The sequence below is a fragment of the Chitinimonas koreensis genome (genome assembly GCF_014353015.1).
GTDB classification, from domain to species: Bacteria; Pseudomonadota; Gammaproteobacteria; order Burkholderiales; family Chitinimonadaceae; genus Chitinimonas; species Chitinimonas koreensis.
The window spans coordinates 3,024,042-3,050,802 of the sequence record NZ_CP060704.1 but is presented as its reverse complement, the minus strand read 5'-3'; the positions used below and the strand labels follow the sequence as shown (position 1 = coordinate 3,050,802).

Annotated in this window: 23 protein-coding genes and 1 pseudogene; 20 read left to right on the top strand and 4 right to left on the bottom strand. The window is 70.1% G+C overall.

Features of this window, described 5'->3' with window-relative positions:
* The 11 genes from H9L41_RS12760 (at window position 1) to H9L41_RS12710 (ending at window position 12,283) form a co-directional block, all read left to right on the top strand.
* Complete coding sequence (locus tag H9L41_RS12760; protein ID WP_034607410.1) at window positions 1-2,499, top strand: EAL domain-containing protein; 2,499 nt, start codon at window positions 1-3, stop codon at window positions 2,497-2,499.
* The gene (locus tag H9L41_RS12755; RefSeq protein ID WP_245589232.1) at window positions 2,492-3,841 is read left to right on the top strand and encodes an ATP-binding protein; all 1,350 of its coding nucleotides are present in this window, start codon (window positions 2,492-2,494) and stop codon (window positions 3,839-3,841) included. Before H9L41_RS12760 ends, H9L41_RS12755 begins: the two co-directional genes overlap by 8 nt.
* A gap of 343 nt (window positions 3,842-4,184) precedes the next feature.
* A complete protein-coding gene (nosR, locus tag H9L41_RS12750; protein ID WP_034607411.1) occupies window positions 4,185-5,471 on the top strand; it encodes a response regulator c-di-GMP phosphodiesterase, NosR family in 1,287 nt (428 codons plus the stop codon).
* A 74-nt stretch (window positions 5,472-5,545) separates the two neighbouring features.
* Window positions 5,546-6,091, top strand: a complete 546-nt coding sequence (locus H9L41_RS12745; protein WP_028446979.1) for a response regulator — start codon at window positions 5,546-5,548, stop codon at window positions 6,089-6,091.
* A 405-nt stretch (window positions 6,092-6,496) separates the two neighbouring features.
* A complete protein-coding gene (locus tag H9L41_RS12740) occupies window positions 6,497-7,216 on the top strand; it encodes a hypothetical protein (protein ID WP_187523387.1) in 720 nt (239 codons plus the stop codon).
* The gene (locus H9L41_RS12735) at window positions 7,216-7,773 is read left to right on the top strand and encodes a sensor histidine kinase (RefSeq protein ID WP_265584052.1); all 558 of its coding nucleotides are present in this window, start codon (window positions 7,216-7,218) and stop codon (window positions 7,771-7,773) included. The genes H9L41_RS12740 and H9L41_RS12735 overlap by 1 nt, the downstream gene beginning before the upstream one ends.
* On the top strand, window positions 7,704-7,949 hold the full coding sequence (locus H9L41_RS12730; RefSeq protein WP_506256280.1) for a hypothetical protein: 246 nt from the start codon (window positions 7,704-7,706) through the stop codon (window positions 7,947-7,949). The genes H9L41_RS12735 and H9L41_RS12730 overlap by 70 nt, the downstream gene beginning before the upstream one ends.
* Window positions 7,939-9,180 (top strand): sensor histidine kinase, encoded by a 1,242-nt coding sequence (locus H9L41_RS12725; protein WP_051319179.1) that lies wholly within the window; start codon window positions 7,939-7,941, stop codon window positions 9,178-9,180. Before H9L41_RS12730 ends, H9L41_RS12725 begins: the two co-directional genes overlap by 11 nt.
* 311 nt (window positions 9,181-9,491) lie before the next feature.
* Entirely contained in the window at window positions 9,492-10,715 is a 1,224-nt protein-coding gene (locus H9L41_RS12720; RefSeq protein WP_028446980.1) for a cation:proton antiporter, read from the top strand.
* A gap of 52 nt (window positions 10,716-10,767) precedes the next feature.
* Window positions 10,768-11,847, top strand: a complete 1,080-nt coding sequence (locus H9L41_RS12715) for a YbdK family carboxylate-amine ligase (protein ID WP_187523384.1) — start codon at window positions 10,768-10,770, stop codon at window positions 11,845-11,847.
* A gap of 46 nt (window positions 11,848-11,893) precedes the next feature.
* Window positions 11,894-12,283 (top strand): low affinity iron permease family protein, encoded by a 390-nt coding sequence (locus H9L41_RS12710; protein WP_028446982.1) that lies wholly within the window; start codon window positions 11,894-11,896, stop codon window positions 12,281-12,283.
* Between the two features lie 66 nt (window positions 12,284-12,349).
* On the opposite strand, the gene H9L41_RS12705 is transcribed toward H9L41_RS12710, so the two are convergent.
* Window positions 12,350-13,315, bottom strand: a complete 966-nt coding sequence (locus H9L41_RS12705) for an MBL fold metallo-hydrolase (RefSeq protein ID WP_028446983.1) — start codon at window positions 13,313-13,315, stop codon at window positions 12,350-12,352.
* A 92-nt stretch (window positions 13,316-13,407) separates the two neighbouring features.
* Here H9L41_RS12705 and H9L41_RS12700 point away from each other — a divergent pair, with 92 nt between their 5' ends.
* The 9 genes and pseudogenes from H9L41_RS12700 (at window position 13,408) to H9L41_RS12660 (ending at window position 23,392) form a co-directional block, all read left to right on the top strand.
* The gene (locus tag H9L41_RS12700) at window positions 13,408-14,319 is read left to right on the top strand and encodes a LysR family transcriptional regulator (RefSeq protein WP_034607413.1); all 912 of its coding nucleotides are present in this window, start codon (window positions 13,408-13,410) and stop codon (window positions 14,317-14,319) included.
* Window positions 14,316-14,573: a (2Fe-2S) ferredoxin domain-containing protein gene (locus tag H9L41_RS12695; RefSeq protein WP_051319180.1), complete on the top strand. Its 258-nt coding sequence runs from the start codon at window positions 14,316-14,318 to the stop codon at window positions 14,571-14,573. The genes H9L41_RS12700 and H9L41_RS12695 overlap by 4 nt, the downstream gene beginning before the upstream one ends.
* A gap of 107 nt (window positions 14,574-14,680) precedes the next feature.
* Window positions 14,681-15,934: a sensor histidine kinase gene (locus H9L41_RS12690; RefSeq protein ID WP_051319181.1), complete on the top strand. Its 1,254-nt coding sequence runs from the start codon at window positions 14,681-14,683 to the stop codon at window positions 15,932-15,934.
* Between the two features lie 205 nt (window positions 15,935-16,139).
* Window positions 16,140-16,736 carry a LytR/AlgR family response regulator transcription factor gene (locus H9L41_RS12685; protein ID WP_265583763.1) on the top strand — a complete coding sequence of 199 codons (597 nt, stop codon included), beginning with the start codon at window positions 16,140-16,142 and terminating at the stop codon, window positions 16,734-16,736.
* Between the two features lie 216 nt (window positions 16,737-16,952).
* Window positions 16,953-17,948: an ADP-glyceromanno-heptose 6-epimerase gene (gene rfaD, locus H9L41_RS12680; RefSeq protein WP_028446985.1), complete on the top strand. Its 996-nt coding sequence runs from the start codon at window positions 16,953-16,955 to the stop codon at window positions 17,946-17,948.
* Window positions 17,949-18,425: 477 nt separating this feature from the next.
* Window positions 18,426-19,892, top strand: a complete 1,467-nt coding sequence (locus tag H9L41_RS12675; RefSeq protein WP_028446986.1) for an esterase-like activity of phytase family protein — start codon at window positions 18,426-18,428, stop codon at window positions 19,890-19,892.
* 96 nt (window positions 19,893-19,988) lie between these two features.
* Window positions 19,989-20,944, top strand: a pseudogene (gene cysM / locus H9L41_RS12670) (cysteine synthase CysM).
* Between the two features lie 547 nt (window positions 20,945-21,491).
* Window positions 21,492-22,193: a FadR/GntR family transcriptional regulator gene (locus H9L41_RS12665; protein WP_034607414.1), complete on the top strand. Its 702-nt coding sequence runs from the start codon at window positions 21,492-21,494 to the stop codon at window positions 22,191-22,193.
* Window positions 22,190-23,392 (top strand): CynX/NimT family MFS transporter, encoded by a 1,203-nt coding sequence (locus tag H9L41_RS12660; RefSeq protein ID WP_051319182.1) that lies wholly within the window; start codon window positions 22,190-22,192, stop codon window positions 23,390-23,392. Before H9L41_RS12665 ends, H9L41_RS12660 begins: the two co-directional genes overlap by 4 nt.
* 185 nt (window positions 23,393-23,577) lie before the next feature.
* On the opposite strand, the gene efp is transcribed toward H9L41_RS12660, so the two are convergent.
* The 3 genes from efp to H9L41_RS12645 all read right to left on the bottom strand — a co-directional run bounded on the left by efp (window position 23,578) and on the right by H9L41_RS12645 (window position 26,761).
* Window positions 23,578-24,141 (bottom strand): elongation factor P, encoded by a 564-nt coding sequence (gene efp / locus H9L41_RS12655; RefSeq protein WP_028446988.1) that lies wholly within the window; start codon window positions 24,139-24,141, stop codon window positions 23,578-23,580.
* 226 nt (window positions 24,142-24,367) lie between these two features.
* Window positions 24,368-25,477, bottom strand: coding sequence for an elongation factor P maturation arginine rhamnosyltransferase EarP (gene earP / locus H9L41_RS12650; RefSeq protein ID WP_028446989.1), 1,110 nt, complete (start codon window positions 25,475-25,477; stop codon window positions 24,368-24,370).
* A 45-nt stretch (window positions 25,478-25,522) separates the two neighbouring features.
* Complete coding sequence (locus tag H9L41_RS12645; protein WP_051319183.1) at window positions 25,523-26,761, bottom strand: hybrid sensor histidine kinase/response regulator; 1,239 nt, start codon at window positions 26,759-26,761, stop codon at window positions 25,523-25,525.

Here is a 26,761-nt window from a genome sequence, read left to right as displayed (position 1 = left end):
ATGGAGCGCTCGCTGATCAAGATCCTGCTGCTGGAGGACGTGCTGGTCGACGTCGAGCTGGCCTGCGACGTGCTGGTGCGCGCCGGGCTGGCGCTCGAGGTGCGCCACGTCTCGGACGAGCCGGGCTACCGCGCGGCGCTGGCCGAGTTCGAGCCCGACATCATCCTGGCCGATTACACGCTGCCGCAGTTCGACGGCTTCTCGGCGCTGCTGATCCGGCGCGAGATGGCGCCGGAGACGCCGTTCGTGTTCCTCACCGGCTCGCTCGGCGAGGAGCGGGCGGTCGAGACGCTGCGCACCGGCGCCACCGACTACGTGCTCAAGCAGAGCCTGCCGCGGCTGCCGGCGGTGGTGCTGCGCGCGCTGGCCGAGCACGATGCGCTGCGCGACCAGGTCCGCACCCAGCGCGAGCTGGAGCACGAGCGCCAGCTCTTGCGCGCGGTGCTCGGCACCACCGGCGCGCTGATCGTGGTGCTCGACCAGGCCGGCCGCATCACCCGGCTCAACCCGGCCGCCGAGAGCGCGATCGGCCTGAGCCAGGACAAGGCCGCCGGCCGCGACTGCTGGAGCCTGTTCGCCGCGGCCGAGGAGATGGACGGCCTGCGCAGCCAGTTCGCCCGGCTGGGCGAGGCGGGCGACGACCCGGTGCCGTGGCGCACCACGCTGGGCGGCCGCCGCCGCGTGCTGTGGTCGGCCGGCCGGCTGCCGCGGCTCGGTTCGGCCAGCGAGTACGCGGTGCTGGCCGGCATCGACGTGACCGAGCAGGAGGTCGCCGAGCAGCAGGCGCATTTCCTGCGCCACTACGACCACGTCACCGGCCTGCCCAATCGCGAGCTGCTGCGCCACCGGTTGGCCCAGGCCACGGCCGAGGACGCGGCCGTGGTGGCCGACGAGCGCCATGCGCTGGTGCTGATCGGGGTCGAGCGGCTGCCCGAGGTGCGCGACAGCCTCGGCGTCGCCACCGGCAACCAGCTGCTGCGCGAGGTGTCGCGCCGCCTGCTCGGCTGGCAGCAGGCCGGCGACTGGCTGTCGCGGGTCGGCGACGCCAGCTTCGCGCTGGTGCTCGAAGGCGCCGACGAGCGCGAGCTGCCGAGCCAGCTGCAGCGCCTGCTCGACCAGTTGCGCCAGCCCTACCGGCTCGACGAGCGCGAATTCTTCCTGCCGGCCTATCTCGGCGTGGCGCTGCACGAGCCGGGCATGGACCCGGATTTCTCGCTGCAGGCGGCCGAGGCCGCGCTGCACCGCGCGGTGCTCGACCAGAGCAGCGGCGCCCAGTTCTACCAGCCCATCCTGTCGGACGAGGCGCACCAGCGGCTGCTGCTGGAGGCCGAGCTGCACGAGGCGCTGCAGGACGAGGGCCAGCTCGAGCTGCACTACCAGCCGCAGGCGAGCCTCGCCAACGGCCGCATCGTGGCGATCGAGGCGCTGGTGCGCTGGCGCCATCCGCGGCTCGGGCTGATCCCGCCGCTGCAGTTCATCCCGATGGCCGAGGCCTGCGGCCTGATCATCGCGCTCGGCGAACGGGTGCTGCTGGCGGCCTGCCGCCAGGCCGCGGCGTGGCAGCGCGCCGGGCTGCCCCACATCACCGTGGCGGTCAACCTGGCCGCGGCGCAATGGGCCCAGCCGGACCTGATCGACAGCGTGCGCCGTGCGCTCGACCTGAGCGGGCTCGATCCGCAATGGCTGGAGCTGGAGCTGACCGAATCGACCTCGATGCATGCGCCGGCCGCCACCATCGCGGTGATGGAGCAGTTGCGCGCGATGGGCGTGCACCTGTCGATCGACGACTTCGGCACCGGCTATTGCAATCTCAGCTATCTCAAGCGCTTCCCGGTCGACAAGCTCAAGATCGACCGCAGCTTCGTCAGCGACATCACCACCGATCCGGACGACCTGGCGATCTCGCGCACGGTGGTGGCGATCGCCCACCAGCTCGGCCTCGAAGTGGTGGCCGAGGGGGTCGAAACCGAGGGCCAACTGGCCTTGCTGGCCGATGCCGGCTGCGACCTGATCCAGGGCTTCTTCTTCAGCCGGCCGCTGGTGCCCGAGGCCTGCGCCAGCCTCTTGGCCGACCGCACCACGCTGGCCTCGTGGCGGCGCAACAAGGTGCCGAACACGCTCTTGCTGCTCGACGACGAGCCCAATGTGCTGGCGGCGCTCAAGCGCGTGCTGCGCAACGGCGACTACCGCATCCTGGCCACCACCAGCCCGACCGAGGCGTTCGAGCTGCTGGCCACCCACGAGGTCGGCGTGATCGTGGCCGACCAGCGCATGGCCGAGCTCAGCGGCACCGAATTCCTCAACCGGGTCAAGGACATGTACCCGGCCACCATCCGCATGATCCTGTCCGGCTACACCGATCTGCAGACGGTGACCGAGGCGATCAACCGCGGCGCCATCTACAAGTTCCTGACCAAGCCGTGGGACGACGGCGAGCTGACCGCCACGGTGGCCGAGGCCTTCGTGCGCTATGCGGCGGAGCGCGAGCGCCATGGCTGAGCAGTCCCGCCCGAAGAACCCGGCGCCGCGGCGGCTGCCTCGCCGGATGGGGCTGCAGATGCGGTTCTACGTCTTGCTCGGCACCTGCCTGTGCGGGCTCCTGCTGTCGGCCCTGCTGGCGCAGTCCGGCCTCGAGGGCGAGCTGACGGCCGACGAGACGCGGCTGCGGATGCTGGGCGTCGGCCTCGGCACCGCGCTGCTCGGCGCCTGGCTGATCGGGCTGCTCACGCGCGGGTTCCGCCAGGCCATCGAGGAGCTGTACCAGGGGCTGGACCAGATCAACGACCTGCACGACTGGGACCTGCGCCTGCCGGTGCACGGCGAGGACGAGTTCAGCCGCGTCGCCGACCGGCTCAACTACCTGTTCGAGAACATGGCGCAGATGGACCTGCGCATCCGCTCCAAGACCTTCACGCTGAAGGAGACCAACAAGCAGCTGGTCGAGGAGGTCGAGGCGCGGCGGCGGATGGAGCGCCAGCTCGAGGAGAAGACCGAGCACCAGGCGCGGCTGATCGAGCGGCTCGAGGCGGCGCAGAACCAGCTGATCCAGGCCGAGAAGCTGGCCTCGATCGGCCAGCTCGCCGCCGGCGTGGCGCACGAGATCAACAACCCGATCGGCTTCGTCAATTCCAACCTCGGTGCGCTGCAGGACTACACCGCCAAGCTGTTCGGCGCGCTCGACGCCTACCGCGCGCTCGACGCGGTCACGGCCGAACAGCACCGCGAGATCGTCGAGCGCTTCGACCTGGCCTACCTCGGCGAGGATCTGCCGGTGCTGCTGCAGGAGTCGAGCGAGGGCATCGAGCGGGTGAAGAAGATCGTGCAGGACCTGAAGGACTTCTCCCACGTCGATTCGGGCGAATGGGTGGCGGTCGACCTCAACCGGTCGATCGACAGCACGCTCAACATCGTGCGCAACGAGATCAAGTACAAGGCCGAGGTCGAGCGCGACTACGCCGAGCTGCCGCGCATCAAGGTGCTCGGCTCGCAACTCAACCAGGTGGTGCTCAACCTGCTGGTGAACGCCGCCCACGCGATCGAGAAGTTCGGCCGCATCGTGGTGCGCACTCGGCGCGACGCGGACAACGTCTACATCGAGATCCGCGACGACGGCTGCGGCATCCCGGCCGAGAACCTGACGCGCATCTTCGACCCGTTCTTCACCACCAAGCCGGTCGGCACCGGCACCGGCCTGGGCCTGTCGCTGGCCTTCGGCATCATGAAGCGCATGCACGGCGACATCTCGGTCGACAGCGAGGTCGGCCGCGGCAGCTGCTTCACGCTGCGCATCCCGATCGCGGCGGCCGAGCTCGACCAGGCGGCCGAGCCGGTGCCGTCGTGATGGGGCCGACGGCGGCCGGCCGGAACGCCTGCGCGCCGGCCTGGTCGACCCGATACCGGGCCGCGGCCCGGCGGCGGGGTCGCGCCGCGGGCCCGGACCCGCTATACCTGTATCGAATGGATGCATGCGGCGACCGGCGGTACGGCGCCGCCCACGACAGGCACAAGGCCGAGCCGCTCCGGGGGAAACCATGGACGTGACGACACCCGATCCCGCAGACGATCCGGGCGCCCGCTCGCAGGGCGCGGCGGCTCCTCCGGCCGTTGCGCCGGCGGCCGGCCCGTCCGCGGCCGCCGCACCCCCGGCCGCTACGACGCCCCCGGCCGCTACGCGGCCGGTCGTCATGTTCGTCGACGACGAGGCCAATATCCTGTCCGCCATGCGCCGGCTGTTCCGCGGCCGCGACTTCGACGTGGTCACCGCCGGCAGCGGCCGCGAGGCGCTGGCCTACCTCGAGGCCAATCCGGTCGACCTGGTGGTGTCCGACATGCGCATGCCCGAGCAGACCGGCGCCGAGCTGCTGTGCATCGTGCGGCAGCGCTGGCCCGACGTGATGCGCATCATCCTGACCGGCTACGCCGACGTGAACGACACGATGCAGGCGATCAACACCGGCGAGATCTACCGCTATCTGCTCAAGCCCTGGAACGACGACGAATTCGTCACCGTGGTGCAGGGTGCGCTGATGGTGAAGGGGCTGCGCGACGAGAAGGCGCGGCTGGAGAAGCTGGTCCACCGGCAGAACCGCGAGCTGGTCGAGCTCAACAGCGGGCTGGAGCAGAAGGTGCGCGAGCGCACCGCCGAGCTGCAGCGCACCATGGCCCAGCTCAACAGCGCGCACGAGAGCCTGAAGAAGGGTTTCGTCACCTCGATCAAGGTGTTCACCTCGCTGATCGAGATGCGCGGCGGCGCCATCGCCGGCCATTCGCGCCAGGTGGCCGACCTGGCGCGCCAGATCGCGCGCGAGCTGGGCCTGACCGAAATGGAGGCGCAGGAGGTGATGGTGGCCGGCCTCTTGCACGCGATCGGCAAGCTGGGCCTGCCCGACAAGCTGATCCAGACGCCCTACGTGCAGCTGAGCGCCGCCGAGCGCGCCGAGTTCGAGAAGCACCCGGTCAACGCCCAGGCCGCGCTGATGGCGCTGGAACAGCTGCAGAAGCCGGCCCACCTGATCCGCCACCACCGCGAGCGCTACGACGGCAAGGGCCATCCGGACGGCCTGGCGCTCGAGCAGATCCCGCTCGGCTCGCGCATCCTGGCGCTGGCCAACGATTTCTTCTCGCTGCAGAACGGCACGCTGGAGGAGCGCTCGCTCGGCCGCGACGACGCTGCCCGCGCGATCCTGGCGCAGAGCGGCAAGCGCTACGATCCCAAGGTGGTCGCCGCCTTCGCCAAGCTGCTCGGCGCCAAGCCGGCCGAACCGCCGCGCGCCGAGGTCGCCGTCAAGTCGGCCGAGCTCAAGGTCGGCATGGTGCTGGCGCGCGACCTGAGCACCCAGGGCGGCATGCTGCTGCTGGCGCGCGACTACGCGCTGGACGACCGCCTGATCGAGCAGATCCACTCGTTCGAACGCAGCGCGCGGCAGCCGCTGCCGATCTACATCTACAAGACCGAAGAACCGGCGGCCTAGCCGCCGGGGCGGCCCAACCGCCAGGCGTCGCCGCGGCCGATCCCGCAGCCGGCGCCGCAGCTGGAGGAGACGCGATGTACCACATCCTGGTGGTGGACGACGAACCGGGCATCCTCAACGCAGTGCGCCGCAGCCTGAACGGCCTGACCGATGAAGCCGGCGAGCGGGTGCCGCTGTCGGTCGACTGCTTCTCCGACCCGGTCGCCGCGCTGCAGTCGGCCGAGGTCAAGGCCTACGACGCGGTGATCTCGGACTACCGCATGCCGGACATGACCGGCGTCGAATTCCTGCTGTTCTTCCGCGCCAAGCAGAAGGACGCGGTCCGCATCATCCTGTCCGGCTTCGCCGACATGGAAGGCATGATCGGCGCGATCAACGAGGCGCAGATCTTCCGCTTCGTCGCCAAGCCCTGGCACGAGGGCGAGCTCCGGCACGCGCTGCTGCAGGGCCTGGAGACGCGCCGGCTGCTGATGGAGAACCGCCGCCTGGCCGACCTGGTGCGCGCCCAGCAGGCCAAGGTGTCGCACCATGAGGCGTTGCTGGCGCGGCTCGAAGCGGAATCGCCGGGCATCACCCAGGTGAGGTGGGGGCCGAACGGCGAGGTGCTGCTCGACGATTGAGCGGCCGCCCGGGCAGCGCTCCTCGCCATTCCATCCGTGTAGGAGCGGCTTCAGCCGCGAATGGCTACGCGCGGCGCCGCTGCCCGTAGCGGCCTCGCCGGCAGTTCCGGCACGGCCGCCATTCCCCTGCGCCTCCCTTCGTTGCACGGTTGCCATTCGCGGCTGAAGCCGCTCCTACAGGCGTGCCCTCGTCCGGAGGCCGCGCCGGCCCGTTCGCCGGTCCCGGCCGCCGCTCCCCGGCCGGCCGCGGCCGGTGGCATCATGCGCCTCCGCCGGAACTGGGTGCTGCGGTTTCGTCGTTCGTCGCTCCATGCCCTGGCTCGATCGCAATGCGGCTGCCCGCGCCGGCGCGGCACCCTAGAGTGCGAGCGTCACCGTGCCACGATCCGCCGAAGGAAATCCGCGATGCTTCCCGTTCCTCCCCATCCCGCAACCGCCGGCCTGCCGCCGCCGGCCCCTTCCCGCAGCCGCAGCTGGCTGGTCTGGGCCAGCTATGCGCTGCTGCTGGCCATGCTGGCCGCCGTGGTCGGCCTGCCGCTGGTCAAGCTGCTGGTGCCCAAGCCGCGCCCGCTCTACGTCGCCTTCATCGGCTGGGGCGCGACGACGGCGCTGTTCTACGCCGTGGCATTGCGGCTGTGGCGGTTCTGGCTCGGCCTGCCGGCGGCGCACCCGTGGCGGCGGCGCGTCGGCCTGCTGGCCACCGCGCTGGGCTGGCTGCACCTGCTGCTGTGGGGGTCGCTGCTGCTGGGCATGATCTGGGCTGCGCTCGACGTCTCCAACGGCGGCAACCTCGACGCCGGGATGTCGGCCTACTGGCTGAAGTCGGCGGTCGTGCTGGCCGCCATTCCGGCCGTCACCTGGCTGCTGTGGATCGGTTTCCGCCGCTTGGAGCGCTGGCGCACCCTGCTGTCGATCCTGCTGGTGCTGGCCATCCTGGCCTTGGCGCTCGACTGGCGCGGCGCCTGGGGCGAGTTCCGCGAGGGCTTCGAGGCCGGCGCGCAAGCCAGCGAGACGGGCGGCAACGGCGAGCGGACGATCCAGCTCAAGTTCGGCTACAGCCCGGCCGCACTGGCGGGGCGCACGAGAAGTCGCAGACCACCGCCAAGGAATTCCTGTTCGTGCTGATGTTCGCCATCGCGGCGGCGACCGGCATCGGCTCGGCGGCGCGGCTGCGCAACCGCGAGGAATCGCTGCAGATCGCCAAGCTCGAGGCCGACAACCAGCGCGAGCGGCTCGGCCGCGAACTGGCCGAGTCGCAGCTGAAGCTGCTGCAGGCGCAGATCGAGCCGCACTTCCTGTTCAACACGCTGGGCGCCTTGCAGCAGCGCGCCGAGGGCAGGGCGCCCGAAGCCGCCGCGCTGGCGGCCGACCTGATCCGCTTCCTGCGCGGCAGCATGGACAACCTGCGCACCGAGCGCACCACGCTGGGCGACGACTTCCGCCTGGCGGCGGCCTACCTCGGCGTGATGCAGGCGCGCATGGGCGAGCGGCTGCGCTTCGAGCTGGCGCTGCCCGAGGCGCTGGCGACGCGGCAGGTACCGACGCTGATGCTGCTGACCCTGGTCGAGAACGCGCTCAAGCACGGCATCGAGCCGCATCCGCCCGGGGCGAGGTGCGCATCGCGGCGCGCGAGGACGGCGGCCAGCTGGTGCTGGAGGTGGCCGATAGCGGCCGCGGCCTGAGCGACCTGCCCGGCAGCGGCACCGGGCTCGACAACATCCGCAAGCGGCTGCAGCTCCAGTACGGCGCCGCGGCGCGGCTGGAGCTCGAGGAGAACGAGCCGCAGGGTTTCGTCGCCCGCATCCGCCTGCCGCTGGCCGGGCCGGCCACCACCGCGGAGGCCGGCCATGCAGGCTGAACGCCCCGCCGCTGCCGCCCTGCAGCCGCATGGCCGGCTGAGCCGGCTGTTCCTGCGCATGGATGCGATGAGCGCCTGGATGATCGGTTCGCGCTCGCAGGTCGAGCAGGCGGACCTGGACCGGCTGGACCAGCTCGCCGGCTCGCCGCGCGCCTGGGCCACGCTGGCCGGGCTGGGCCTGGCGCTCGCGCTGGCCATCCTGGCGGTCCATATGGTGGTGCTCGATCCGGTCGGCCTGCCGCAGCAGGCCGGCGAGCTGGCGGTCGGCCTGCGCGTCGGCTGGCGCTGGCCGGCGCCGATGGCCTGGTGGATGGCCGGCCTGGTGCCGCCGGTCCTGGCGCTGGCCGCGCTCGACGTCTGGTTCGGCTACCGCAAGTACCTCGGCGCGATGGGTCGCTATTTCGGCTTCTCGATGCTGTTCGCCATCTTCGGCCTGGTCTGCGGCTTCGCCCTGGTCGCCTGGCGCGAAGGCGCGCGGCTCAACGTCTCCGCGCTGCTGCTGGCGGCCGGCATCGGCACGCTGACGCTGGCCCTGCTGATGCTGGCGGCGGTCGGCCTGACCGGCCTGTTCGTCTACCTGCGCCAGCGCGAGCAGGCCGGCCTCCTGGCCCGGCTGCAGGCCGATGCCGAACGCGAGCGCATCGGCCGCGAGCTGGCCGAATCGCAGCTGAAGCTGCTGCAGGCGCAGATCGAGCCGCATTTCCTGTTCAATACCCTCGGCGCGCTGCAGCAGCGCGCCGAGGGCAAGGCGCCCGAAGCCGCCGCGCTGGCGGCCGACCTGATCCGCTTCCTGCGCGGCAGCATGGACAATCTGCGCGCCGAACGCACCACGCTGGCCGACGATTTCCGCCTGCTCGCGGCCTACCTCGGCGTGATGCAGGCACGCATGGGCGCGCGGCTGCGCTTCGAGTTGGCGCTGCCCGAGGCGCTGGCGGCGCGGCAGGTCCCGACGCTGATGCTGCTGACCCTGGTCGAGAACGCGCTCAAGCACGGCATCGAGCCGCATCCGCCCGGCGGCGAGGTGCGCATCGCGGCGCGCGAGGACGGCGGCCAGCTGGTGCTCGAGGTGGCGGATACCGGCCGCGGCGTGAGCGACCTGCCCGGCAGCGGCACCGGGCTCGACAACGTCCGCAAGCGGCTGCAACTGCACTATGGCGCCGCGGCCAGGCTGGAACTCGAAGAGAACGCGCCGCAGGGTTTCCTGGCCCGCATCCGCCTGCCGCTGGTCTGAAACCGCGGGCCGCATGCGCAGGCACGGGGTCTTGCCGGAGCGGCTTCAGCCGCGAATGGCGTCGGCATCGCGCTCGACCATTCGCGGCTGAAGCCGTTCCTACAAAACCGGTATCGACGTCCGGCCGGCATCGACGTCCGACCGACGGCGCAGATCTGCCCCGCCCGGCGGCCTGTCCCCTGCGCTTTGCCCCCACCTTCCTTGCACCGCACGCCCCCTACGGCCGAGCCCGCCAGGGAACTTGCCCTTCGCCGCGGCGGACTACCCATGAAGCCGCGGCGTCCGTAGCGCGGCATCCGAAGGGGAGGGCCATGGATTACACGCTGTTCGCGCGCAGCATCATGCAGGACAACCACCTGATCATGATCGGACTGTGCCTGCTCGGCGCCGTGTTGCTGGCCGAGGCCGGCCACCGGCTGCTGAGGCTGCCGACCATCACCGGCTACCTGATCACCGGCCTGGTGTTCGGCCCGGTCGGCCTGCGGGCGATCGACCCGGACGTGATGCGCCAGCTCGCGCTGTTCTCCGACATCGCCATCGGCATCCTGCTGTTCGAGCTCGGCCGCCATCTCGACTGGCACTGGCTGCGGCGCGAGCCGCGCCTCCTGGCGCTGGCGCTGATCGAGAGCGTGGCGGTGTTCGCCGCGGTCTATGCGCTGTTCTCGCTGCTCGGCATCGAACCGGTGGCGGCCGGCCTCCTGGCCATCCTGGCCATGACCACTTCGCCGGTGATCCTGTTGCCGATCCTGCGCGAGACGCGCGCCGAGGGCCGCGTCAGCGAATGGGCGCGGCTGTTTGCGGCGGTCAACAACGCGCTGGCGCTGGTGCTGGCGGTGCTGCTGATCTCGCTGGCGCGCTTCGCCCGCGAGGACGGCTGGCGCGTGGCGCTGCTCGACCCGGCCTGGGAGCTGGTCGGCGCGGTCGGCCTCGGCGTGGCTTGCGCCTTCCTGCTCTGCCTGTTCCTGCGCTGGCTGCGCCAGCGCGGCCAGCGCGACGTGCTGCCGATGCTGTTCCTGTTCGGCGCCATCGTCGCCGCCGTCGGCATCGCTCAGGCGCTCGGCGTGCCGCCCTTGCTGGCGGTGCTGAGCCTGGGCATCGCCACCCGCAACATCGGCCGCGGCGAGGCGCTGCTGGGGCTCAACATCGACCATCTGCGCAGCCTGTTCGTCTGCGTGCTGTTCGTCCAGATCGGCGCCAGCCTCGACCTGACCGCCTGGCTGCAGGCGCCGCTGTGGGCCGCGCTCTACCTGGCGGTACGTGGCGCGGTGCGCATCGCCGTGCCCTGGCTGCTGGCGCCGTTCAGCGGCATCAGCCATGCGCAGGGCGGCTGGCTCGGCGTGGTGCTGCTGCCGATGTCGAGCCTGGCCGTGCTCACCATGCACGGCACCGTGGCGGCGATTCCCGAACTGAGCGCACAGACCACCGCGATCGCGCTGGCGGCGCTGTGCCTGCTCGAGGCCATCGGCCCGATCACCACCCGCTGGGCGCTGCGGCGCGCCGGCGAGACCGCGGCCGAGCAAGGAGCGAAGGCATGACCGATACCGAACTCGAAGAGGTCCTCGACTTCAAGGCAGCGAACAGCTGACCATGGGGGTCGAGCTCGAACTGCAGATCCTCTCCAGCCACGACTACAACCTCACCCGCGGCGCGCCCGACCTGCTCGAGCAGCTGGCGCGGCGCGACCATCCGGGCAATGTGGTGCCCGAGATCACCGAGGCGATGATCGAGCTGAACTCGACCGTGCACCACCGCTACGAGGAGCTGGCGGCCGAGCTGGAGACGCTGCGCGACCACCTGGTCGCGGCGGCCGACCGGCTGCACCTGGCGCTGGCCGGCGGCGGCACCCATCCGTTCCAGCGCTGGAGCGACCAGCGCATCTATCCCAAGGCGCGCTACCTCGCGGTATCCGAGCTGTACGGCTACCTGGCCAAGCAGTTCACCGTGTTCGGCCAGCACATCCACATCGCCTGCCGCGACGGCGACGAGGCGGTGCGGCTGACGCGGCTGCTGTCGCGCTACATCCCGCACTTCATCGCGCTGTCGGCCAGCTCGCCGTTCTACCAGGGTGTCGATACCGCCTTCGACAGCTCGCGCCTGAGCGCGGTGAACGCCTTCCCGCTGTCCGGCACCATGCCGCCGGTCGACGACTGGGCCGGCTTCCGCGACTATTTCCAGCGCATGGCCGGCTACGGCGTGGTGCGCAGCATGAAGGACTTCTACTGGGACATCCGGCCCAAGCCCAACTACGGCACCATCGAGCTGCGCATCTGCGACACCCCGCTGACGCCGCGCCAGGCTGCCCGGCTGGCCGCCTTCGCCCAGGCGCTGGTGGCCTGGCTGCGCAGCGAGCCGGGCATCGTGCCGCATCCCGACCTCGGCATGCCCTATACCTTCAACCGCTTCCAGGCCTGCCGCTTCGGACTGGCCGCGCAGTTCATCGACGTGGCCGGCAGCCGCGAACGGCCGCTGTGCGACGACCTGACCGACACGCTCGAGCGGGTGCTGCCGCACTCGGTGCCGCTGGGCGGCGCGCAGGCGATCCACGAGTTGCTGCAGCAGGTCCGCCGCATGGAGAACGATGCCGGCTGGCTGCGCGCCACCGCCGCGCGCGAGCCTTCGCTGGGCCACCTGATGCTGCGCCAGGCCGAGCGCTGGGCGAACGGCTGAGCGCCGCGCGGATTCGATCCACCCTTCGACCGACCGGGAGCCCGCCATGGCCAGCAGGAAAAAATCGCTGTTCACCCGTTTCGCCAAGCACATCGCCGCGCTGTCCGGCCGGCCCGTCACCTTCTGCACCGCGCTGGCGCTGGTACTGGCCTGGGCCGTCACCGGGCCGCTGTTCGACTACAGCGACACCTGGCAGCTGGTGATCAACACCAGTACCACCATCGTCACCTTCCTGATGGTGTTCCTGATCCAGAACACCCAGAACCGCGATACCGAGGCGCTGCAGATCAAGCTCGACGAACTGATCCACGTGCTGGAGAAGGCCAACAATTCGCTGCTCGACCTGGAGGAACTCGACGAAGAAGAGCTGGAGCGCATCCGCCGGCGCTATCTCGACTTCGCGCGCGAGGCGCGGCAGGCGATGAAGGAGGAGTGAGGGCAGGGCGGACCGCTGGCGATGGAGGCGGGACGGTCGTCCGGCCGCCGTGCCGCGATCCGGGGCCTACTTCCCACCCAGATCCTTATACGCCGCCGGCACATTCAATCCCGGATGCACCCAGCCGAACAGCGCGTAACCGCCGAACTCCGGCATGGCGACCTGCTTCACCGTCTGCTCCAGACTCAGCCCCTGCGCGATGGCGGTGCGGACCTGCGCCTCGATCGTGGCGAGGTAGTCGATATGCCACTTCAGATCCTCCTTGCCGATCGGCACCCCATGACCAGGCACGATGCGCGCATCGGCCGGCAGGAAGTCGTATACCCGGCGCAACGTCTCAAGCGTGGCCACCAGGTGGCCGTCGAGCAGCCAGGGCAGGGCGGGCTTGCCGGCGATCACCGGGTTGCCGCTCCACAGCACCTTGGCCTGCGGCTCCCAGACCCACAGGTCGCCGCCGGTCTGGGCGAAACCGAAGTCGATCACGTCGACCGTCCGGCCGCCCAGGTCCAGCGTCACGGTGCCGCCCGGCGCCACCAGCAGGTCGCCGGTGCGCGCCTCGATCTCCTCGATGCCGCGACCGGCGCCGAAATTCTTGATCATGAAGGCCTTGTCGTCCGCCAGGTGCTGGTCCATGTAGCGGCGCGTCTGCGCGTGCTGGATCACCACGGTGCCGGCCGGCAGGTACATGTTGCCGTAGGCATGGTCGCCGTGCGCGCTGGTGTTGACGGCATACAGGATCGGTTTCGCCCCCAGCTTGCGGCTCAGCTGCTGCACCTGCGCGTTCAGGCGCCGGTTGAGCATGGTGTCGACCAGCAGCGCGCCCTTGCTGCCGACGATCAGGCCGCTGCTGGTGGCGGCCGCGCCGCCCTTGGCGTTGAGTTCGCGGGCGTTGCCGGCGTAGTAGGCATAGACGCCGTCGGCCAGCTTCTCGCTGACCATCTCCACCGTGTTGCCGTCCCAGATCGGTTCGGCGGCCTGCACGCCCAGCGAGCATGCGAGGGCGATCAAGGCGCCCCTCAGATTGCGTTTCATGTTGCGCTCCTGCAGAAGTTGTCGAGGCCTGCAGTCTAGTTTTGCAATATTCGCCATACAATTCGCCAAATTGGCCAGATCGACTTGCGAAAATGCAAACACCCGAAGACCTGAACGACCTGCGCCTGGTCCATTGGATCGGTGAAACCGGTTCGCTCGCCGGTGCGGCCCGGCGCATGGGCGTCAACCATGCGACGGTGTTCCGCCGGCTGAATCAATTGGAAGGCCGCCTCGGCGTGCGGTTGTTCGAGCGCGCCGGCGGCCGTTACCACGCCACGCCGGCCGGCGAGGAGCTGGCGCGCGCCGGCGCCGAGCTGGACGACACCGCCGGTCGCGCGCTGTTGCGGATCGCCGGGCAAGACCTGCGGCCCAGCGGTCCGGTGCGCATCTCGACCACCGACACCATCGCCCTGGCCCTCCTGCAGCCCATCATGGCGCTGTGCCGCCGGCGCTATCCGCAGATCGCCCTGACGGTGCAGGTCGACAATCGCTCGGCCAACCTGTCCAAGCGCGATGCCGACATCGCCGTCCGACCGACCGCGCAGCCGCCCGACTACCTGATCGGCCGGCATATCGCGCCGCTGCCGTTCTGCGTCTACGGCGCGCCGCACTACCTGGCGCAGGCGGCGGGCCGGGCGCCCGGCGAGCACGACTGGATCGCGCTGGACGACGCGTATCACGGCCATCGCACGCTGCGCTGGCTCGATGCGGTGACGCCGCTCGAGACGGTCGGCTACCGCACCAGCAGCTTCGGCCTGGTGCGCGAGGCCTGCGCCGCCGGCCTGGGCCTGGCGGTGCTGCCCTGCCTCCTCGGCGATGCATCCGCCGCGCTGCAGCGGGTCGGCGAACCGATCGCGGAATGCGAGTCCGCGCTGTGGCTGCTGATCCATCCGGACCTACGCAATACCGTGCGGATCAAGGCGGTGTTCGAACTGCTGCAACAGCAGCTGGGCCAGGCCTTGACGTCGCCGCCGGGCCGCCAGCCTCTACAATCGCGGCCATGAAAACCATCATGGTCTGCATCAAGCGCCGCTACGCGCCCAATCCATCGTGCGCCGCGCGCGGCAGCGAGGCGCTGGCGGCGCGGCTCGAGGCCGAGATCGCCGCCCGGGGCCTGCCGCTGCGTGTGCATCGCTTTCCCTGCCTCGGCATGTGCGAGGACGGGCCGAACATGAAGATCGTCGGCGGCGAGTTGTTCCACCACGTCGGCGAGGCCGAGCTGCCGGCCGTCCTGGCCGCCGCGCTGGACGACGATTGAAGCGCGGCTTCGTCGTCCGTCCCGCCCGCTTCGTCGTTCATCCCGCCCGGCTGGCAGTGCGGCTGGCCGCTCGCGTACGCTCGGCTCATCGATAGGAGGGCGGCGCGATGTGGCGAAGACTGGTGCAATGGCACCGCAGCAGCGAGAACGAGTTCATCGAAGTGCTGCGGCGGCCGGAACGGGCCGAGCAGGCCGGCTCGCGCTGGAACCGCTTCATCGCGCGGCGGCTGGCCAAGTTGACGGCGATCGAGCGGTTGCAGCTCGAACGCTTCATGGTGCGCTACGGCGGCTGGCGCAGCGATGCCGCCTGTGCCGCGCTCGTCGCGCTGTGCTGCACGATCGGGGCGCTGGTGCATTTCGCCTGGCCGGAACGCTTCAGCCTGCTCGCCGCGGTGCTGCTGGCCAACTGCTTCATCCTGTCGCTGGGCTTCGGCGTGCTCGGCGTCTGGTTCAACTACCGGCAGTTCAGCCGCCACCTGCCGCGGCAGGTGGTGCTGATCGTGGCGGTGACGGTCGCCGGCGCCCTCTGCGGCGCGCTGACGATGGCCGCCGGCGATGGCCGGCCTGTGCTGGACGCGCTGGCCCGGGTCGGCCGGCCGGCCGCGATCGCCGGCCTGTGCACCGGCCTGTGCTACGCCGGCCTGATCGGGCTGGTCAGCCTGATCCGCAACCGCGACTACGAGGCCATGGCCGAGCAGATGCGGCTCGAGTCGGAACGCGAGCGGCTGGCGCGCCGGCTCAGCGACGAGCGGCTCAAGCTGCTGCAGGCCCAGATCGAGCCGCATTTCCTGTTCAATACCCTCGGCGCGGTGCAGCAGCTGGCCGAGGACGGCGCGCCGCGCGCGGCCGCGCTGACGGCCCACCTGATCCAGTTCCTGCGCGGCAGCCTGGCGCAGATGCGCGGCGAGCGGGTGACGCTGGCCGAGGATTTCCGGCTGGCCGAAGCCTATCTGCGCGTGATGCAGGCGCGGCTGGGCGACCGCCTGCAACTGACTTTCGTCCTGCCGCCGGCGCTGGCGGGCCGCGAGCTGCCGGCGATGATGCTGCTGACGCTGGTCGAGAACGCGGTCAAGCACGGCATCGAGCCGGCGCTGCGCGGCGGCGAGATCCGCATCGAGGCCTGCGAGGACGCGGCCGGCCTGCGGGTCGTGGTGGCCGACAGCGGCGTCGGCCTGGTCGAGCCGTGGCAGGAGGGCGTCGGCCTCGCCAATGTGCGCGAGCGCCTGCAGCTGCTCTACGGCGAGGCGGCCTGGCTGAGCGTCGCGGCGGGCGGCGAGGCGGGCACGGTCGCCGCGATCCACCTGCGGCCCGGCGCCGCGCCCGTGCCGGGGCAGGTCGCGCCGTCCGCCGTGCCGGTTTGATAAGCTGCCGGCCCCCATCCGAATTCGAACATCAAACACAGACGAGACGACCGATGACGACCCGTATCCTGATCGCCGAAGACGAACCCCTGATGCGCGAGCGCCTGGTCGCCATGCTGGCGCAGCGCTGGCCCGACGCCGCCGTGGTGGCGGTGGCCGAGAACGGCAACGACGCCTGGACGGCTACCTCGAGCACGAGCCCGAGGTGGTGTTCCTCGACATCCGCATGCCCGGCCTGTCCGGCCTCGAGGTGGCCGAGCGGATCGGCACCGCCGCCCACGTGGTGTTCGTCACCGCCTACGACCAGTACGCGGTCGACGCCTTCGAGACCGGTGCGGTCGACTACCTGCTCAAGCCGGTCGAGGCCGACCGGCTCGACCGCGCGATCGAGCGCATCAAGGCCAAGCTCGCGGCCCAGCCGGCCGACCTGGCCGATCTCTTGAGCCGGCTCAAGGCCGCCGTGCCGCAGCCGGTGCAGGAGCGGATGAAGTGGATCAAGGCCACGGTGGGCAAGCAGATCAAGCTGATCAACGTCGACGACGTGCTGTTCTTCCAGTCCGACACCAAGTACACCCGGGTGGTGCTGAGCGATTCCGAGGCGCTGATCCGCACGCCGCTGAAGGATCTGCTCGGCGGCCTCGACCCCGACCGGTTCTGGCAGATCCACCGCGGCACGCTGGTCAACGTGGCCGCCATCCAGGCCGCCGAGCGCATCGACGCCGAACGCATGCAGGTGCTGGTGAAAGGTTGCAGCGAGCGCTTGCCGGTGAGCCGGGCGTTCACCCATCTGTTCCGGGACTAACGTCAGCTGGCGGCCCGGTTGTCGGTCGGAATTCATTTCCGACAGCGCCCGGAATTCGGATTGCTGTCGGAAATGAATTCCGAACTGCGCTTTTCCTTTCCAGCGGGTGCGACTGATGCCGCCGACCCGAACGGCTGGACATCCGCATGCCGTTCGGCCGCACGGCCGGGTTAAAATCCCGGCCATTCCATTCCCAGCCCGATACGGACCCTCCCCATGTTCATCGTCGTCACCGGCGCGGCCGGCTTCATCGGATCGAATCTCGTCAAGGCGCTCAACGCGCGCGGCGTCAGCGACATCATCGCGGTCGACAACCTCAAGAAGGGCGACAAGTTCCGCAACCTGGTCGATTGCGAGATCGCGCACTACATCGACAAGGAAGACTTCATCGAGCAGCTCGACGCCGGCGACTTCGACGGCGAGATCGGCGCGATCCTGCACCAGGGCGCCTGTTCCGACACCATGGAGCAGGATGGCCGCTACATGCTCGACAACAACTACCAGTACTCGCTGGCGCTGCTGGACTACTGCCAGATCGAGGAAATCCCCTTCATCTACGCCTCGAGCGCCTCGGTCTACGGCGCCGGCAAGGTGTTCCGCGAGGAGCGCGAGTTCGAGGGGCCGCTCAACGTCTACGGCTATTCCAAGTTCCTGTTCGACCAGATCGTGCGGCGGCGCTGGGACGAGCTGACCGCCCAGGTGGTCGGCCTGCGCTACTTCAACGTCTACGGCGCGCGCGAGAGCCACAAGGGCCGCATGGCCTCGGTGGCCTTCCACCATTTCAACCAGTACCGCGAGACCGGCAAGGTCAAGCTGTTCGCCGGCTGCGACGGCTATGGCGACGGCGAGCAGCGGCGCGACTTCGTGTCGGTCGAGGACGTGGTGCGGGTCAACCTGCACTTCCTCGATCATCCCAAGCAGTCGGGCATCTTCAACCTCGGCACCGGCCGCGCCCAGAGCTTCAACGAGCTGGCCGCCGCCAACGTCAACGCCTGCCGCCGCCACGAGGGCAAGCCGGCGCTGCCGCTGGCCGAGCTGGTGGCGCAGGGCATCATCGAGTACACGCCTTTCCCCGAGGCGCTGATCGGCAAGTACCAGAGCTTCACCCAGGCCGACATCGGCCGGCTGCGCGAGACCGGCTACGACGCGCCGTTCCTGACGGTGGAGGAGGGCGTGGATCGCTATATCGATTGGCTGAGTCGCCAGGGTTGAGTCGCCAGGGTTGAATTGGCGCGGCCGCTGCAGATCGGCGCGCAGTGAGCACCCGGCGAAGCCGGGTGCTGACGGTCCGGGTATTCGGAACCACCTGGCTCCCCTGATTTATCCCTCTCCCCCGCCCTCGCCGCCGCGAGGGAGCCTCGCTGCGCTCGATCGCGCATCTTCCGCCGGCTGCGGAGCATGCTGGTCGGTAGGTCGGGCTTTACGCCCGACAGCGACCGTTGCTGGGATCGCCGTCAGACGCAAAGCCCGACCTCTGGATGGGATCGATCCGCCGTAGGAGTGGCTTCAGCCGCGAATGCCTTTTCCACCCTGGGCATTCGCGGCTGAAGCCGCTCCTACGCTTTTCTGGCGCCGGCGTCGCCGTTTCGCTGCGTCGGAGCACCGTTTCATCCGCCTCGACGGCCGTTTCGCGCCGCTGTCATCTTGCCCCGCTAGGCTGTACGGATTCCTCACTCCGCGAATCCAGCCATGCACCTCCGTCCGATCGCCGCCGTCCTCGCCGTCCTGTCCGCTCCTCTCCTCGCTGCGCCGGTCGAGATCGCCGCGGTCGAGCACCCGGTGGTCGCCACGGTCGAGCGCTACACCGTCGAATTGCCCGAGCGCGAGTCGATCGCCTACGCCGGCCTGTTCCGCGCGGCCTTCCCGCGCGGCCTGCCGGCCGCCTACGGCTCGGGCCTGCGCTTCAAGGGCTACGAGGCCGATGCCTCGCTGAGCTTCTGGGCGCTGACCGACCGCGGCCCCAACGGCGATTCGCCGCGCTACGCGGCCGGCGGCAAGCCGCTGTCGTCCAAGGTCTTCCTGGCGCCGGACTTCACGCCGCGCATCGGCGTCATCAACGTGCAACTGGCCGATTCGGCCCGGCTCGCCTCCAGCCTGCCGCTCAAGCAGGACGGCAAGCCGGTCAGCGGCCGCCCGCTGCCGCCGGAAAGCTCGGGCTCGTCGCGCGAAATGCCGCTCGACGACGCGCTCAAGCCCTTGAAGTTCGACGATTTCGGCCTCGACCCGGAAGGCATCGACGTCGACCGCCAGGGCCGGCTGTGGATCGTCGACGAGTACGGCCCGGTGCTGGCCCAGGTCGACGCCAAGACCGGCGAGATCCTGCAGCAATACCTGCCCGGCGCCGGCCTGCCGGCGATCCTGGCCGAGCGCCAGCCCAACCGCGGCTTCGAGGGCGTGGCGGTGACGCCGGCCGGCAAGGTGGTGGCCGCGGTGCAGAGCACGCTCGACCTCAAGGGCGAGACCCGCTCGAGCGCGCGCTTCATCCGGCTGGTCGAGCTCGACCCGGCCAGCGGCGCGACCCGGATGTTCGCCTACCCGCTCGAGGTCGACGATTACAAGCGTGCCGGCGACGCCAAGCTCGGCGACATCGTCGCCATCGACGAGACGCGCTTCCTGCTGATCGAGCAAGGCAAGGACAAGAACAAGCGCATGCGCAACATCGTCTACCTGGTCGACCTGGCCGGCGCCCAGGACCTGAGCGGGCTGACGCTGGCCGACGGCCGCGCGCTCGAATACGGCGACGCCCAGGCGCTGGCCGCGCTGCAGGCCGGCGGCACGGTGGCCGGCTCCAGCAACATCGTCTCGATCGGCGCGCCGTCGGGCCTGCGCATGGCGCGCAAGACGCGGCTGTTCGATCTGCGCGAGCTGGGCTGGACGCCGGAAAAAGCCGAGGGCCTGGCCATCGTGGCCGAGCCGGGCAAGGCCGCCGACGCGACCCAGCTGGCCTTCGTCAACGACAACGACTTCGGCCTCAAGGGCCGGGTGGGCAAGGACGGCGACCCGGAGGACTTCCAGGTCGATGCCGCCGGCAAGCTGCAGGACGGCAAGGGCAATGCGACCGACGCCGCCTATGCGATCGAGGCCGGCGAGGAACGCGACACCCAGCTGTGGATGGTGCACCTGAAGCGGCCGCTGAAGGATTTCTTCCCCAAGTAGGCGCGCCGCGCGACGAATCGCTTCTCTCCGCTGCATGCTGGCCCCGCTTCGGCGGGGCTTTTTTCGTCCTGCGCCTTCGCGCCCGCGCATATCGAAATGCGATTCGGGCCTTTCCGCGCGGCCCGGTGCGCGCCGGTACAATACGGCCCTTCCCCGGAGTGCCCCATGTATCCCACGCTCGAAGATTTCGTCGGCAACACCCCGCTGGTCCGCCTCAAGCGCCTGGCAGGCAGAAGCAGCAACGTCGTGCTGGCCAAGCTCGAAGGCAACAACCCGGCCGGCTCGGTGAAGGACCGCCCGCGCTCAGCATGATCCGGCGCGCCCAGGCGCGCGGCGACATCAAGCCCGGCGACACGCTGATCGAGGCCACCAGCGGCAATACCGGCATCGCGCTGGCGATGGCGGCCGCGATGATGGGCTACCGCATGCGGCTGATCATGCCCGAGCACCTGAGCATCGAGCGGCGCCAGACCATGAAGGCCTTCGGCGCCGAGATCGTGCTGGTGAGCCAGCAGCAGGGCATGGAAGGTGCGCGCGACCTGGCCGAGCGCATGCGCGACGCCGGCGAGGGCATCATCCTCGACCAGTTCGCCAACCCCGACAATCCGCTGGCCCACTACGAGGGTACCGGGCCCGAGATCTGGCGCGACACCGGCGGCCGCATCACCCATTTCGTCTCCAGCATGGGCACCACCGGCACCATCATGGGCACCGGCCGCTACCTGCGCGAGCAGAACCCGGCGGTGCAGATCGTCGGCGTGCAGCCGATCGACGGCGCCCAGATCCCCGGTATCCGCAAATGGCCGGCCGAATACGTGCCGGCGATCTGCGACTTCTCCAAGATCGACCGCATCATGGAAGTGACCCAGCAGGAAGCCGAAGTCATGACGCGGCGGCTGGCGGCGGAGGAGGGCATCTTCGCCGGCATCAGCTCGGGCGGTGCCATGGCGGCGGCGCTCAAGCTGTCGGCCGAGGTCGAGAACGCGGTGATCGTCAGCATCGTGTGCGACCGCGGCGATCGCTACCTGTCGACCGGGGTGTTCCCGGACTGAGCGGCGGGTCGTCCGTCGCAGCGAAAGGCGCTTGACCGCAGAGGACGCTGAGGACACGGAGGTGTCCTGGTTTTCCTTCGCGTCCTCGGCGGTAAGAGGTGTCGGGCTGATCCTGTCCTATGACTGCATTCGAGCTTGGACCCCGGTCTAGCGTAGCCCGGGCGGCTGGATTTCCTCCGCGATTCGCGGCTGAAGCCCAAGACGGGCCAGCCGCTCCTACAGGGCGGCCACCGCCATTTGAATTCGGACCGGGCGGACAAGTCGGTCGGGTTTCAGTCCGGCAGCGATGCTGGTCAAGGCCGCCGTCGGAGCGAGGCCGGCCTACAGGCGAAGGCCGTACCCATTGGGCGGAACCGATCGCCAGGTCGGGCTTTACGCCCGACAGCGTCCGTTGAATCGGGGCTGCAGTCGGGCATAAAGCCCGACCTACGGGCTGGCATGTGAAGCGGCAAGTCGTGCACCGCGGGTTTCGGTAAACCCGATGCCATCGCGATCATCCGATGATTAAAATCTTAGGATGATTCGATGATTGGGTGAATTGATTGCCATGACCGACAGCAAAGTCTTCCGCCGCTCGCTGACCGACCAGGTCGCCGACCTCTTGCGCGCCCGCATCGAGGCCGGCGACTGGCCGCTGATGAGCCGCATCCCCACCGAGCCCGAGCTGGTCGAGCTGACCGGCGCCAGCCGCAATACCGTGCGCGAGGCGGTGCGCGTGCTGGTCGCGGCCGGCATGCTCGAAGCGCGCCAGGGCGACGGCACCTACGTGCTGAGCCGGGTCGATCCGAGCCGGGCGATGCTGGCGCTGAGCCGCGCGCCGCTGCGCGAGCACCTCGAATTGCGCTGCCTGCTCGAAGTCGAGGCCGCCCGGCTGGCCGCATTGCGGCGCGACGAGGCCGACCTGGCCGCATTGCGCGCGCTGCTGCCGGCGCGCGGCGACCGTGCCGAGGGCCGCGAGGAGGGCATGGCGGACTTCATCGAGCACGACGTGCGCTTCCACCGCCGCATCGCCGACGCCTCGGGCAATGCCGCGCTGGCGGCGTTGTACGGCTTCTTCTCGGTCAGCCTGGCGCATCACCTCGGCACCACCCTGCGCGATACCACGCTGCCCGAGCCGGGCCATGCCGAGCACGCGCGCATCGTCGACGCCATCGAGGCCGGCGACGCGGCGGAGGCGGCCGAGGCGGCGCGCGCGGTGATCGCGCCGATGCTCGAGGTGCTGCGCGGCCGGCTGGGGGACGAGCGATGAGCGCCGAGACCCGATCGAACCGGCGCGCCGCCGTCGTGCTGCTGCTGGGCATGGTGCTGGTCGGCCTCAACCTGCGGCCGGCGCTGTCGAGCATCGCGCCGGTGCTGCGCGTGGTGCGCGACGGCATGGGCCTGTCGGCCACCGCCGCCGGCCTCCTGACCACGCTGCCGGTGCTCTGCCTCGGCCTGTTCGCGCCGCTGGCGCCGGTGCTGGCGCGGCGGCTGGGCGGCGAGCGCACGGTGCTGCTGGCGCTGGCGATCCTGATGGCCGGGCTGCTGCTGCGGCCGTTCGCCGGGGTGGCCGGGCTGTTTCTCGGCACGGTGATGGCCGGCGCCGCGATCGGCATCGGCAACGTGATCCTGCCGGCCATCGTCAAGCGCGAGTTCGCCCACAAGGTCGGCCCGGTCACCGGGCTCTACACCATGGCGCTGAGCCTCGGCGCCGCGCTGGCGGCCGGCTTCACCGTGCCGGTGCAGCAACTGGCCGGCGGCGACTGGCGCTGGGGCCTGGCGTTCTGGGCCTTGCCGGCGCTGCTGGCGGCCGCCGCCTGGTGGCCGCAGCTGCGCCAGCACCGCGCGCTCGGCGCGGCCCGGCCGCGGGTGCGCGGGCTGTGGCGCGATCCGCTGGCCTGGCAGGTGATGATCTACATGGGCGCGCAGTCCTCGCTGTCCTACTGCGTGTTCGGCTGGCTGCCGACCATCCTGGCCGACCGCGGTATGAGCGCGCTGGCGGCCGGCTTCATGATGTCGCTGTCGGTGCTGGTGCAACTGGTCACCGCGCTGACCGGACCGTGGTTCGCCACCCGCGGCCGCGACCAGCGCGCCGCCATCGCGGTGGTGCTGGCGCTCACGCTGGCGGGGCTGCTGGGCTGCGTCTACGCGCCGATCGAACAGGTCTGGCTGTGGGCGGCGATACTGGGCCTGGGCCAGGGCGGCACCTTCAGCATCGCGCTGACGCTGATCGTGCTGCGCGCGCACGACGCCCACGTCGCCGGCGAGCTGTCGGGCATGGCCCAGGGCGGCGGCTACACGCTGGCCGCGCTCGGGCCGCTGCTGGTCGGCCTGCTGCACGAGTGGACGCACGGCTGGCATGCGGTGGCGGCCTGGTTCGGCGCGCTGACGCTGCTGGCGCTGGCGGCGGGACTCGGGGCCGGGCGGAACAGGTATGTGCTTTGGGAACAGGTGAAACGTGAAAAGTGAAATGTGAAACGTGGAGCAGCCGCTGCGCGGCGGTTTCGAGTGCGGCAGCGCCGCACCACGTTTCACTCATGCCGCGTAGCGGCGAGTCACGTTTCACGCGTTCCAGCGAGAGCCGCGGGTTCGGGACGCGCCAACGCAAAAAGGGCAGCCTCTGGCTGCCCTTTTCAACGTGCCCCACTAACCGATCAGGCGCGCTTCTTGAACTCGTTGGTGCGGGTGTCGATTTCGATCAGGTCGCCGATCTCGATGAAGGCCGAGACCGGGAGTTCGTAGCCGGTGCCCTTGAGGCGGGCGGGCTTCATGACCTTGCCCGAGGTGTCGCCGCGCACGGCCGGCTCGGTGTACTCGACTTCGCGGACGATGGTGGTCGGCAGTTCGACCGAGATGGCGCGGCCGTCGTAGAACACCACTTCGCAGACATCTTCCATACCGTCGATCAGGTAGTTGATCGCGTCGCCGAGGTTGTCCTTCTCGACTTCGTACTGGTTGAATTCGGTGTCCATGAACACGTACATCGGGTCGGCGAAGTAGGAGTAGGTGCACTCCTTCTTGTCCAGCACGATGATTTCGAACTTCTCGTCGGCCTTGTAGACCGATTCGGCGCCAGCGCCGGTGAGCAGGTTCTTGAGCTTCATCTTGACGACGGCGGCGTTGCGGCCGGACTTGTTGTACTCGGTCTTCTGCACCACCATGGCCTGGCCGTCGATCATTACGACGTTGCCGGCGCGGAGTTCCTGGGCGATCTTCATTCGGGTGTCCTGCTGGAAAAGGTAAGCGTTTGAAAAAACGCGGCATTATAGCCGGCGGGAGCCGGCCAGCGCCAGCGCGGCCGCCATGGCGTGAAACGTGATTCGCCGCTGCGCGGCATGAGCGAAACGTGAAACGGGGGACGGCGCTGCCGCACTCGAAGCCCGCCGCGCGGCGGCTGCTCCACGTTTCACCTTTCGCTTTGCACGTTTCACGCTGTATTCCCTCTCACGCTTCACCTCGTTTTTCATCCACGAATTCAACGATTTGCGCCAACAGGTCGGGCTGCCCGGCCAGTTCGGCGGCCCACCTGCGCGCATGCGCCTCGAGCGCGGGCAGCGCCGCCCGCAGCGCCGGCCAGGCGGCGACGGTAGCCGGGCCGTCGCCGCGGTTCCAGGCCTGCCAGAAATCGTTCAGCGCCGCCGCCGGCCCGGCCGGCAGGCCGGCCAGGTAGCGCTTCAGGAAGGCATCGAGCTTGGCCTGGTGGGCATCGTCGTCCTGCGGGTAGATGTGCCAGACGAAGGCGCGCGCCGCCCATTGCGCACGCACGAAGCTGTCCTCGCCGCGGACGAAATCGAGATCGCAGCGCCACAGCAGCCGGTCGTAGCCGTCCTGGTCGAGAAAGGGCAGGGCGCTCAGCGTCAGCGCGCCGCGCCGCGCCGTGGCGCCGGGGCCGAAGGGCTCGCCCAGCCAGCGCTCGACCTGGGTGCGCGCCTTGCCCTCGGTCACCCGCAGCGTCAGCGGCGGGCCGTCGCGCCAGGCGTCGAGCAGCGCCGGCAGGGCCGGGTTGTCGTAGCAGAACAGCGAGACGGCCAGCTCCGCCGCATCGCCGGCCTGCGCCGCGCGCTCGGCCTCGCGCCGCGCCGGCAGGCCGCGTTCGCGCAACAGGCCGCCGGTGGCGGCGGTGAAGCCGGGGAAGAAGAACCAGCGCCGCAGCGGCAACCGCGGGTGCTTCGAGCCGAGCGCATGGCAGCCCTCGACCCACGCCTCGGCCGACAGGTATTCGAGGTTGAGCCAGACCGGCCGCGGCGTGCGGGCCGCCATGGCGGCAAGGAAGGATTCGGGCGGATCGCAGGCGAAGGCCTCGATCACCACCGCGTGCGGCGCGACCTCGGGGAAGGGCGCCGCCCAGCGCCGCACTTCGACGCCGTCGAGCCATTGCGACCCGGCCTGCGGGTCGGCGCCGGGGCGCAGCAGCGCGAGCGGGGCGAGGTCGTCGATCCACAGCCGCACCGGTTCGCCGCGCTCGGCGGCGATCTGCCGCGCCAGCCGCCAGCACACGCCGGCGTCGCCCCAGTTGTCGATGACGGTGCAGAAGATGTCCCAGCTCTTGTCCATGGCCGCGATGGTAACAGCCCGGCCGGGCCGTCCAGCCGGGACCGTTCAGCCGGCGCTGCGCGTCTCGTCCGGCGCCGGCAGCGCCTCGGCCTGCTCGGCCGCCTCGATCGGCAGCTCGACCGTGAAGGTCGCGCCCGCGCCCGGCCGGCTCTGCACCCGGATCGTGCCGCCGTGGCCCTCAACGATCTTGCGCGCGATATAGAGGCCCAGCCCCAGGCCCGCGCCCTGCAGCGCCGGCACCGCGCGCTCGAACTGCTGGAAGATGCGCTCCTGGTCGGCCGCGTCGATGCCGGGGCCGGCGTCGGCCACGCTGAAGCCGGCGCGGCTGCCGCGCCGCCGCACGCTGACGTGGACCGGCTTGCCCTGGGCATAGCGCATCGCGTTGGTCAGCAGGTTGATCAGCACCTGTTCGAGCCGGAAGCGGTCCCACTTGCCCAGCAGCGCCTCGTCGGCCTCGAGCCTCACCTCGCAGCCCGAGGCGGCGAACTGGTCGGCGAACTGCTCGACGATCTCGCGCACCATCTCGCCGAGGTCGAAGCGGCTCGGGCTCAGGTAGAGCTTGCCGGCGCGGATGCGGGCGATGTCGACCATCTCGTTGATCTGGCGGAACAGGATCTCGACCAGCCGGCGGTCCTGCTGCACGCTGCGCTCGATCATCTCGGGGCTGAAGGCGCTCATGTCGCCGCGCTTGAGGCTGCGCTCGCGCATCTGGATCTGCAGCTTGAGCACCGACAGCGGGGTGCGCAGCTCGTGCGCGGCGATCGACAGGAATTCGTCGCGCACCCGCACCGCCATCTGCAGCTCGGTCTGGGTCTTCTGCAACTCGGCCAGCAGGAGTTCCTGCTCGAGCTGGATCTTCTGCAGCGCCATCAGCTGCTCGCGCAGCGTGCGCTTCTGCTGGTAGAGGTCGAAGAAGACGTTGACCTTGCTGCGCACCGCGTGGACGTCGAGCGGCTTGTGGAGGAAATCGACCGCGCCGCTCTCGTAGCCCTTGAAGGCGTAGTTGGTCTCCTTGCCGATCGCGCTGACGAACACGATCGGCACCTGCTTGACGCGTTCCATGCCGCGCATCAGCTCGGCCAGCTCGAAGCCGTCCATGCCCGGCATCTGCACGTCGACGATGGCCAGCGCGAACTCGTGGCACAGCAGGAGTTCGAGCGCGGCCTCGCCCGACAGCGCGCTGTGGATCTCGACGTCGGCGCGGCCGATCAGCGCTTCGAGCGCCTGCAGGTTCTCCAGCTTGTCGTCGACCAGCAGCAGCTTGGTCTTCTCGCCGTTATCCAC

Bases quoted from the DNA above. Each gene is read 5' to 3' on its own strand.
- H9L41_RS12760 (WP_034607410.1), top strand. From the start codon at position 1: ATGGAGCGCTCGCTGATCAAGATCCTGCTGCTGGAGGACGTGCTGGTC.
- H9L41_RS12755 (WP_245589232.1), top strand. From the start codon at position 2,492: ATGGCTGAGCAGTCCCGCCCGAAGAACCCGGCGCCGCGGCGGCTGCCT.
- nosR (WP_034607411.1), top strand. From the start codon at position 4,185: ATGTTCGTCGACGACGAGGCCAATATCCTGTCCGCCATGCGCCGGCTG.
- H9L41_RS12745 (WP_028446979.1), top strand. From the start codon at position 5,546: ATGTACCACATCCTGGTGGTGGACGACGAACCGGGCATCCTCAACGCA.
- H9L41_RS12740 (WP_187523387.1), top strand. From the start codon at position 6,497: ATGCTTCCCGTTCCTCCCCATCCCGCAACCGCCGGCCTGCCGCCGCCG.
- H9L41_RS12735 (WP_265584052.1), top strand. From the start codon at position 7,216: ATGTTCGCCATCGCGGCGGCGACCGGCATCGGCTCGGCGGCGCGGCTG.
- H9L41_RS12725 (WP_051319179.1), top strand. From the start codon at position 7,939: ATGCAGGCTGAACGCCCCGCCGCTGCCGCCCTGCAGCCGCATGGCCGG.
- H9L41_RS12720 (WP_028446980.1), top strand. From the start codon at position 9,492: ATGGATTACACGCTGTTCGCGCGCAGCATCATGCAGGACAACCACCTG.
- H9L41_RS12715 (WP_187523384.1), top strand. From the start codon at position 10,768: ATGGGGGTCGAGCTCGAACTGCAGATCCTCTCCAGCCACGACTACAAC.
- H9L41_RS12710 (WP_028446982.1), top strand. From the start codon at position 11,894: ATGGCCAGCAGGAAAAAATCGCTGTTCACCCGTTTCGCCAAGCACATC.
- H9L41_RS12705 (WP_028446983.1), bottom strand. From the start codon at position 13,315: ATGAAACGCAATCTGAGGGGCGCCTTGATCGCCCTCGCATGCTCGCTG.
- H9L41_RS12700 (WP_034607413.1), top strand. From the start codon at position 13,408: ATGCAAACACCCGAAGACCTGAACGACCTGCGCCTGGTCCATTGGATC.
- H9L41_RS12695 (WP_051319180.1), top strand. From the start codon at position 14,316: ATGAAAACCATCATGGTCTGCATCAAGCGCCGCTACGCGCCCAATCCA.
- H9L41_RS12690 (WP_051319181.1), top strand. From the start codon at position 14,681: ATGTGGCGAAGACTGGTGCAATGGCACCGCAGCAGCGAGAACGAGTTC.
- rfaD (WP_028446985.1), top strand. From the start codon at position 16,953: ATGTTCATCGTCGTCACCGGCGCGGCCGGCTTCATCGGATCGAATCTC.
- H9L41_RS12675 (WP_028446986.1), top strand. From the start codon at position 18,426: ATGCACCTCCGTCCGATCGCCGCCGTCCTCGCCGTCCTGTCCGCTCCT.
- H9L41_RS12665 (WP_034607414.1), top strand. From the start codon at position 21,492: ATGACCGACAGCAAAGTCTTCCGCCGCTCGCTGACCGACCAGGTCGCC.
- H9L41_RS12660 (WP_051319182.1), top strand. From the start codon at position 22,190: ATGAGCGCCGAGACCCGATCGAACCGGCGCGCCGCCGTCGTGCTGCTG.
- efp (WP_028446988.1), bottom strand. From the start codon at position 24,141: ATGAAGATCGCCCAGGAACTCCGCGCCGGCAACGTCGTAATGATCGAC.
- earP (WP_028446989.1), bottom strand. From the start codon at position 25,477: ATGGACAAGAGCTGGGACATCTTCTGCACCGTCATCGACAACTGGGGC.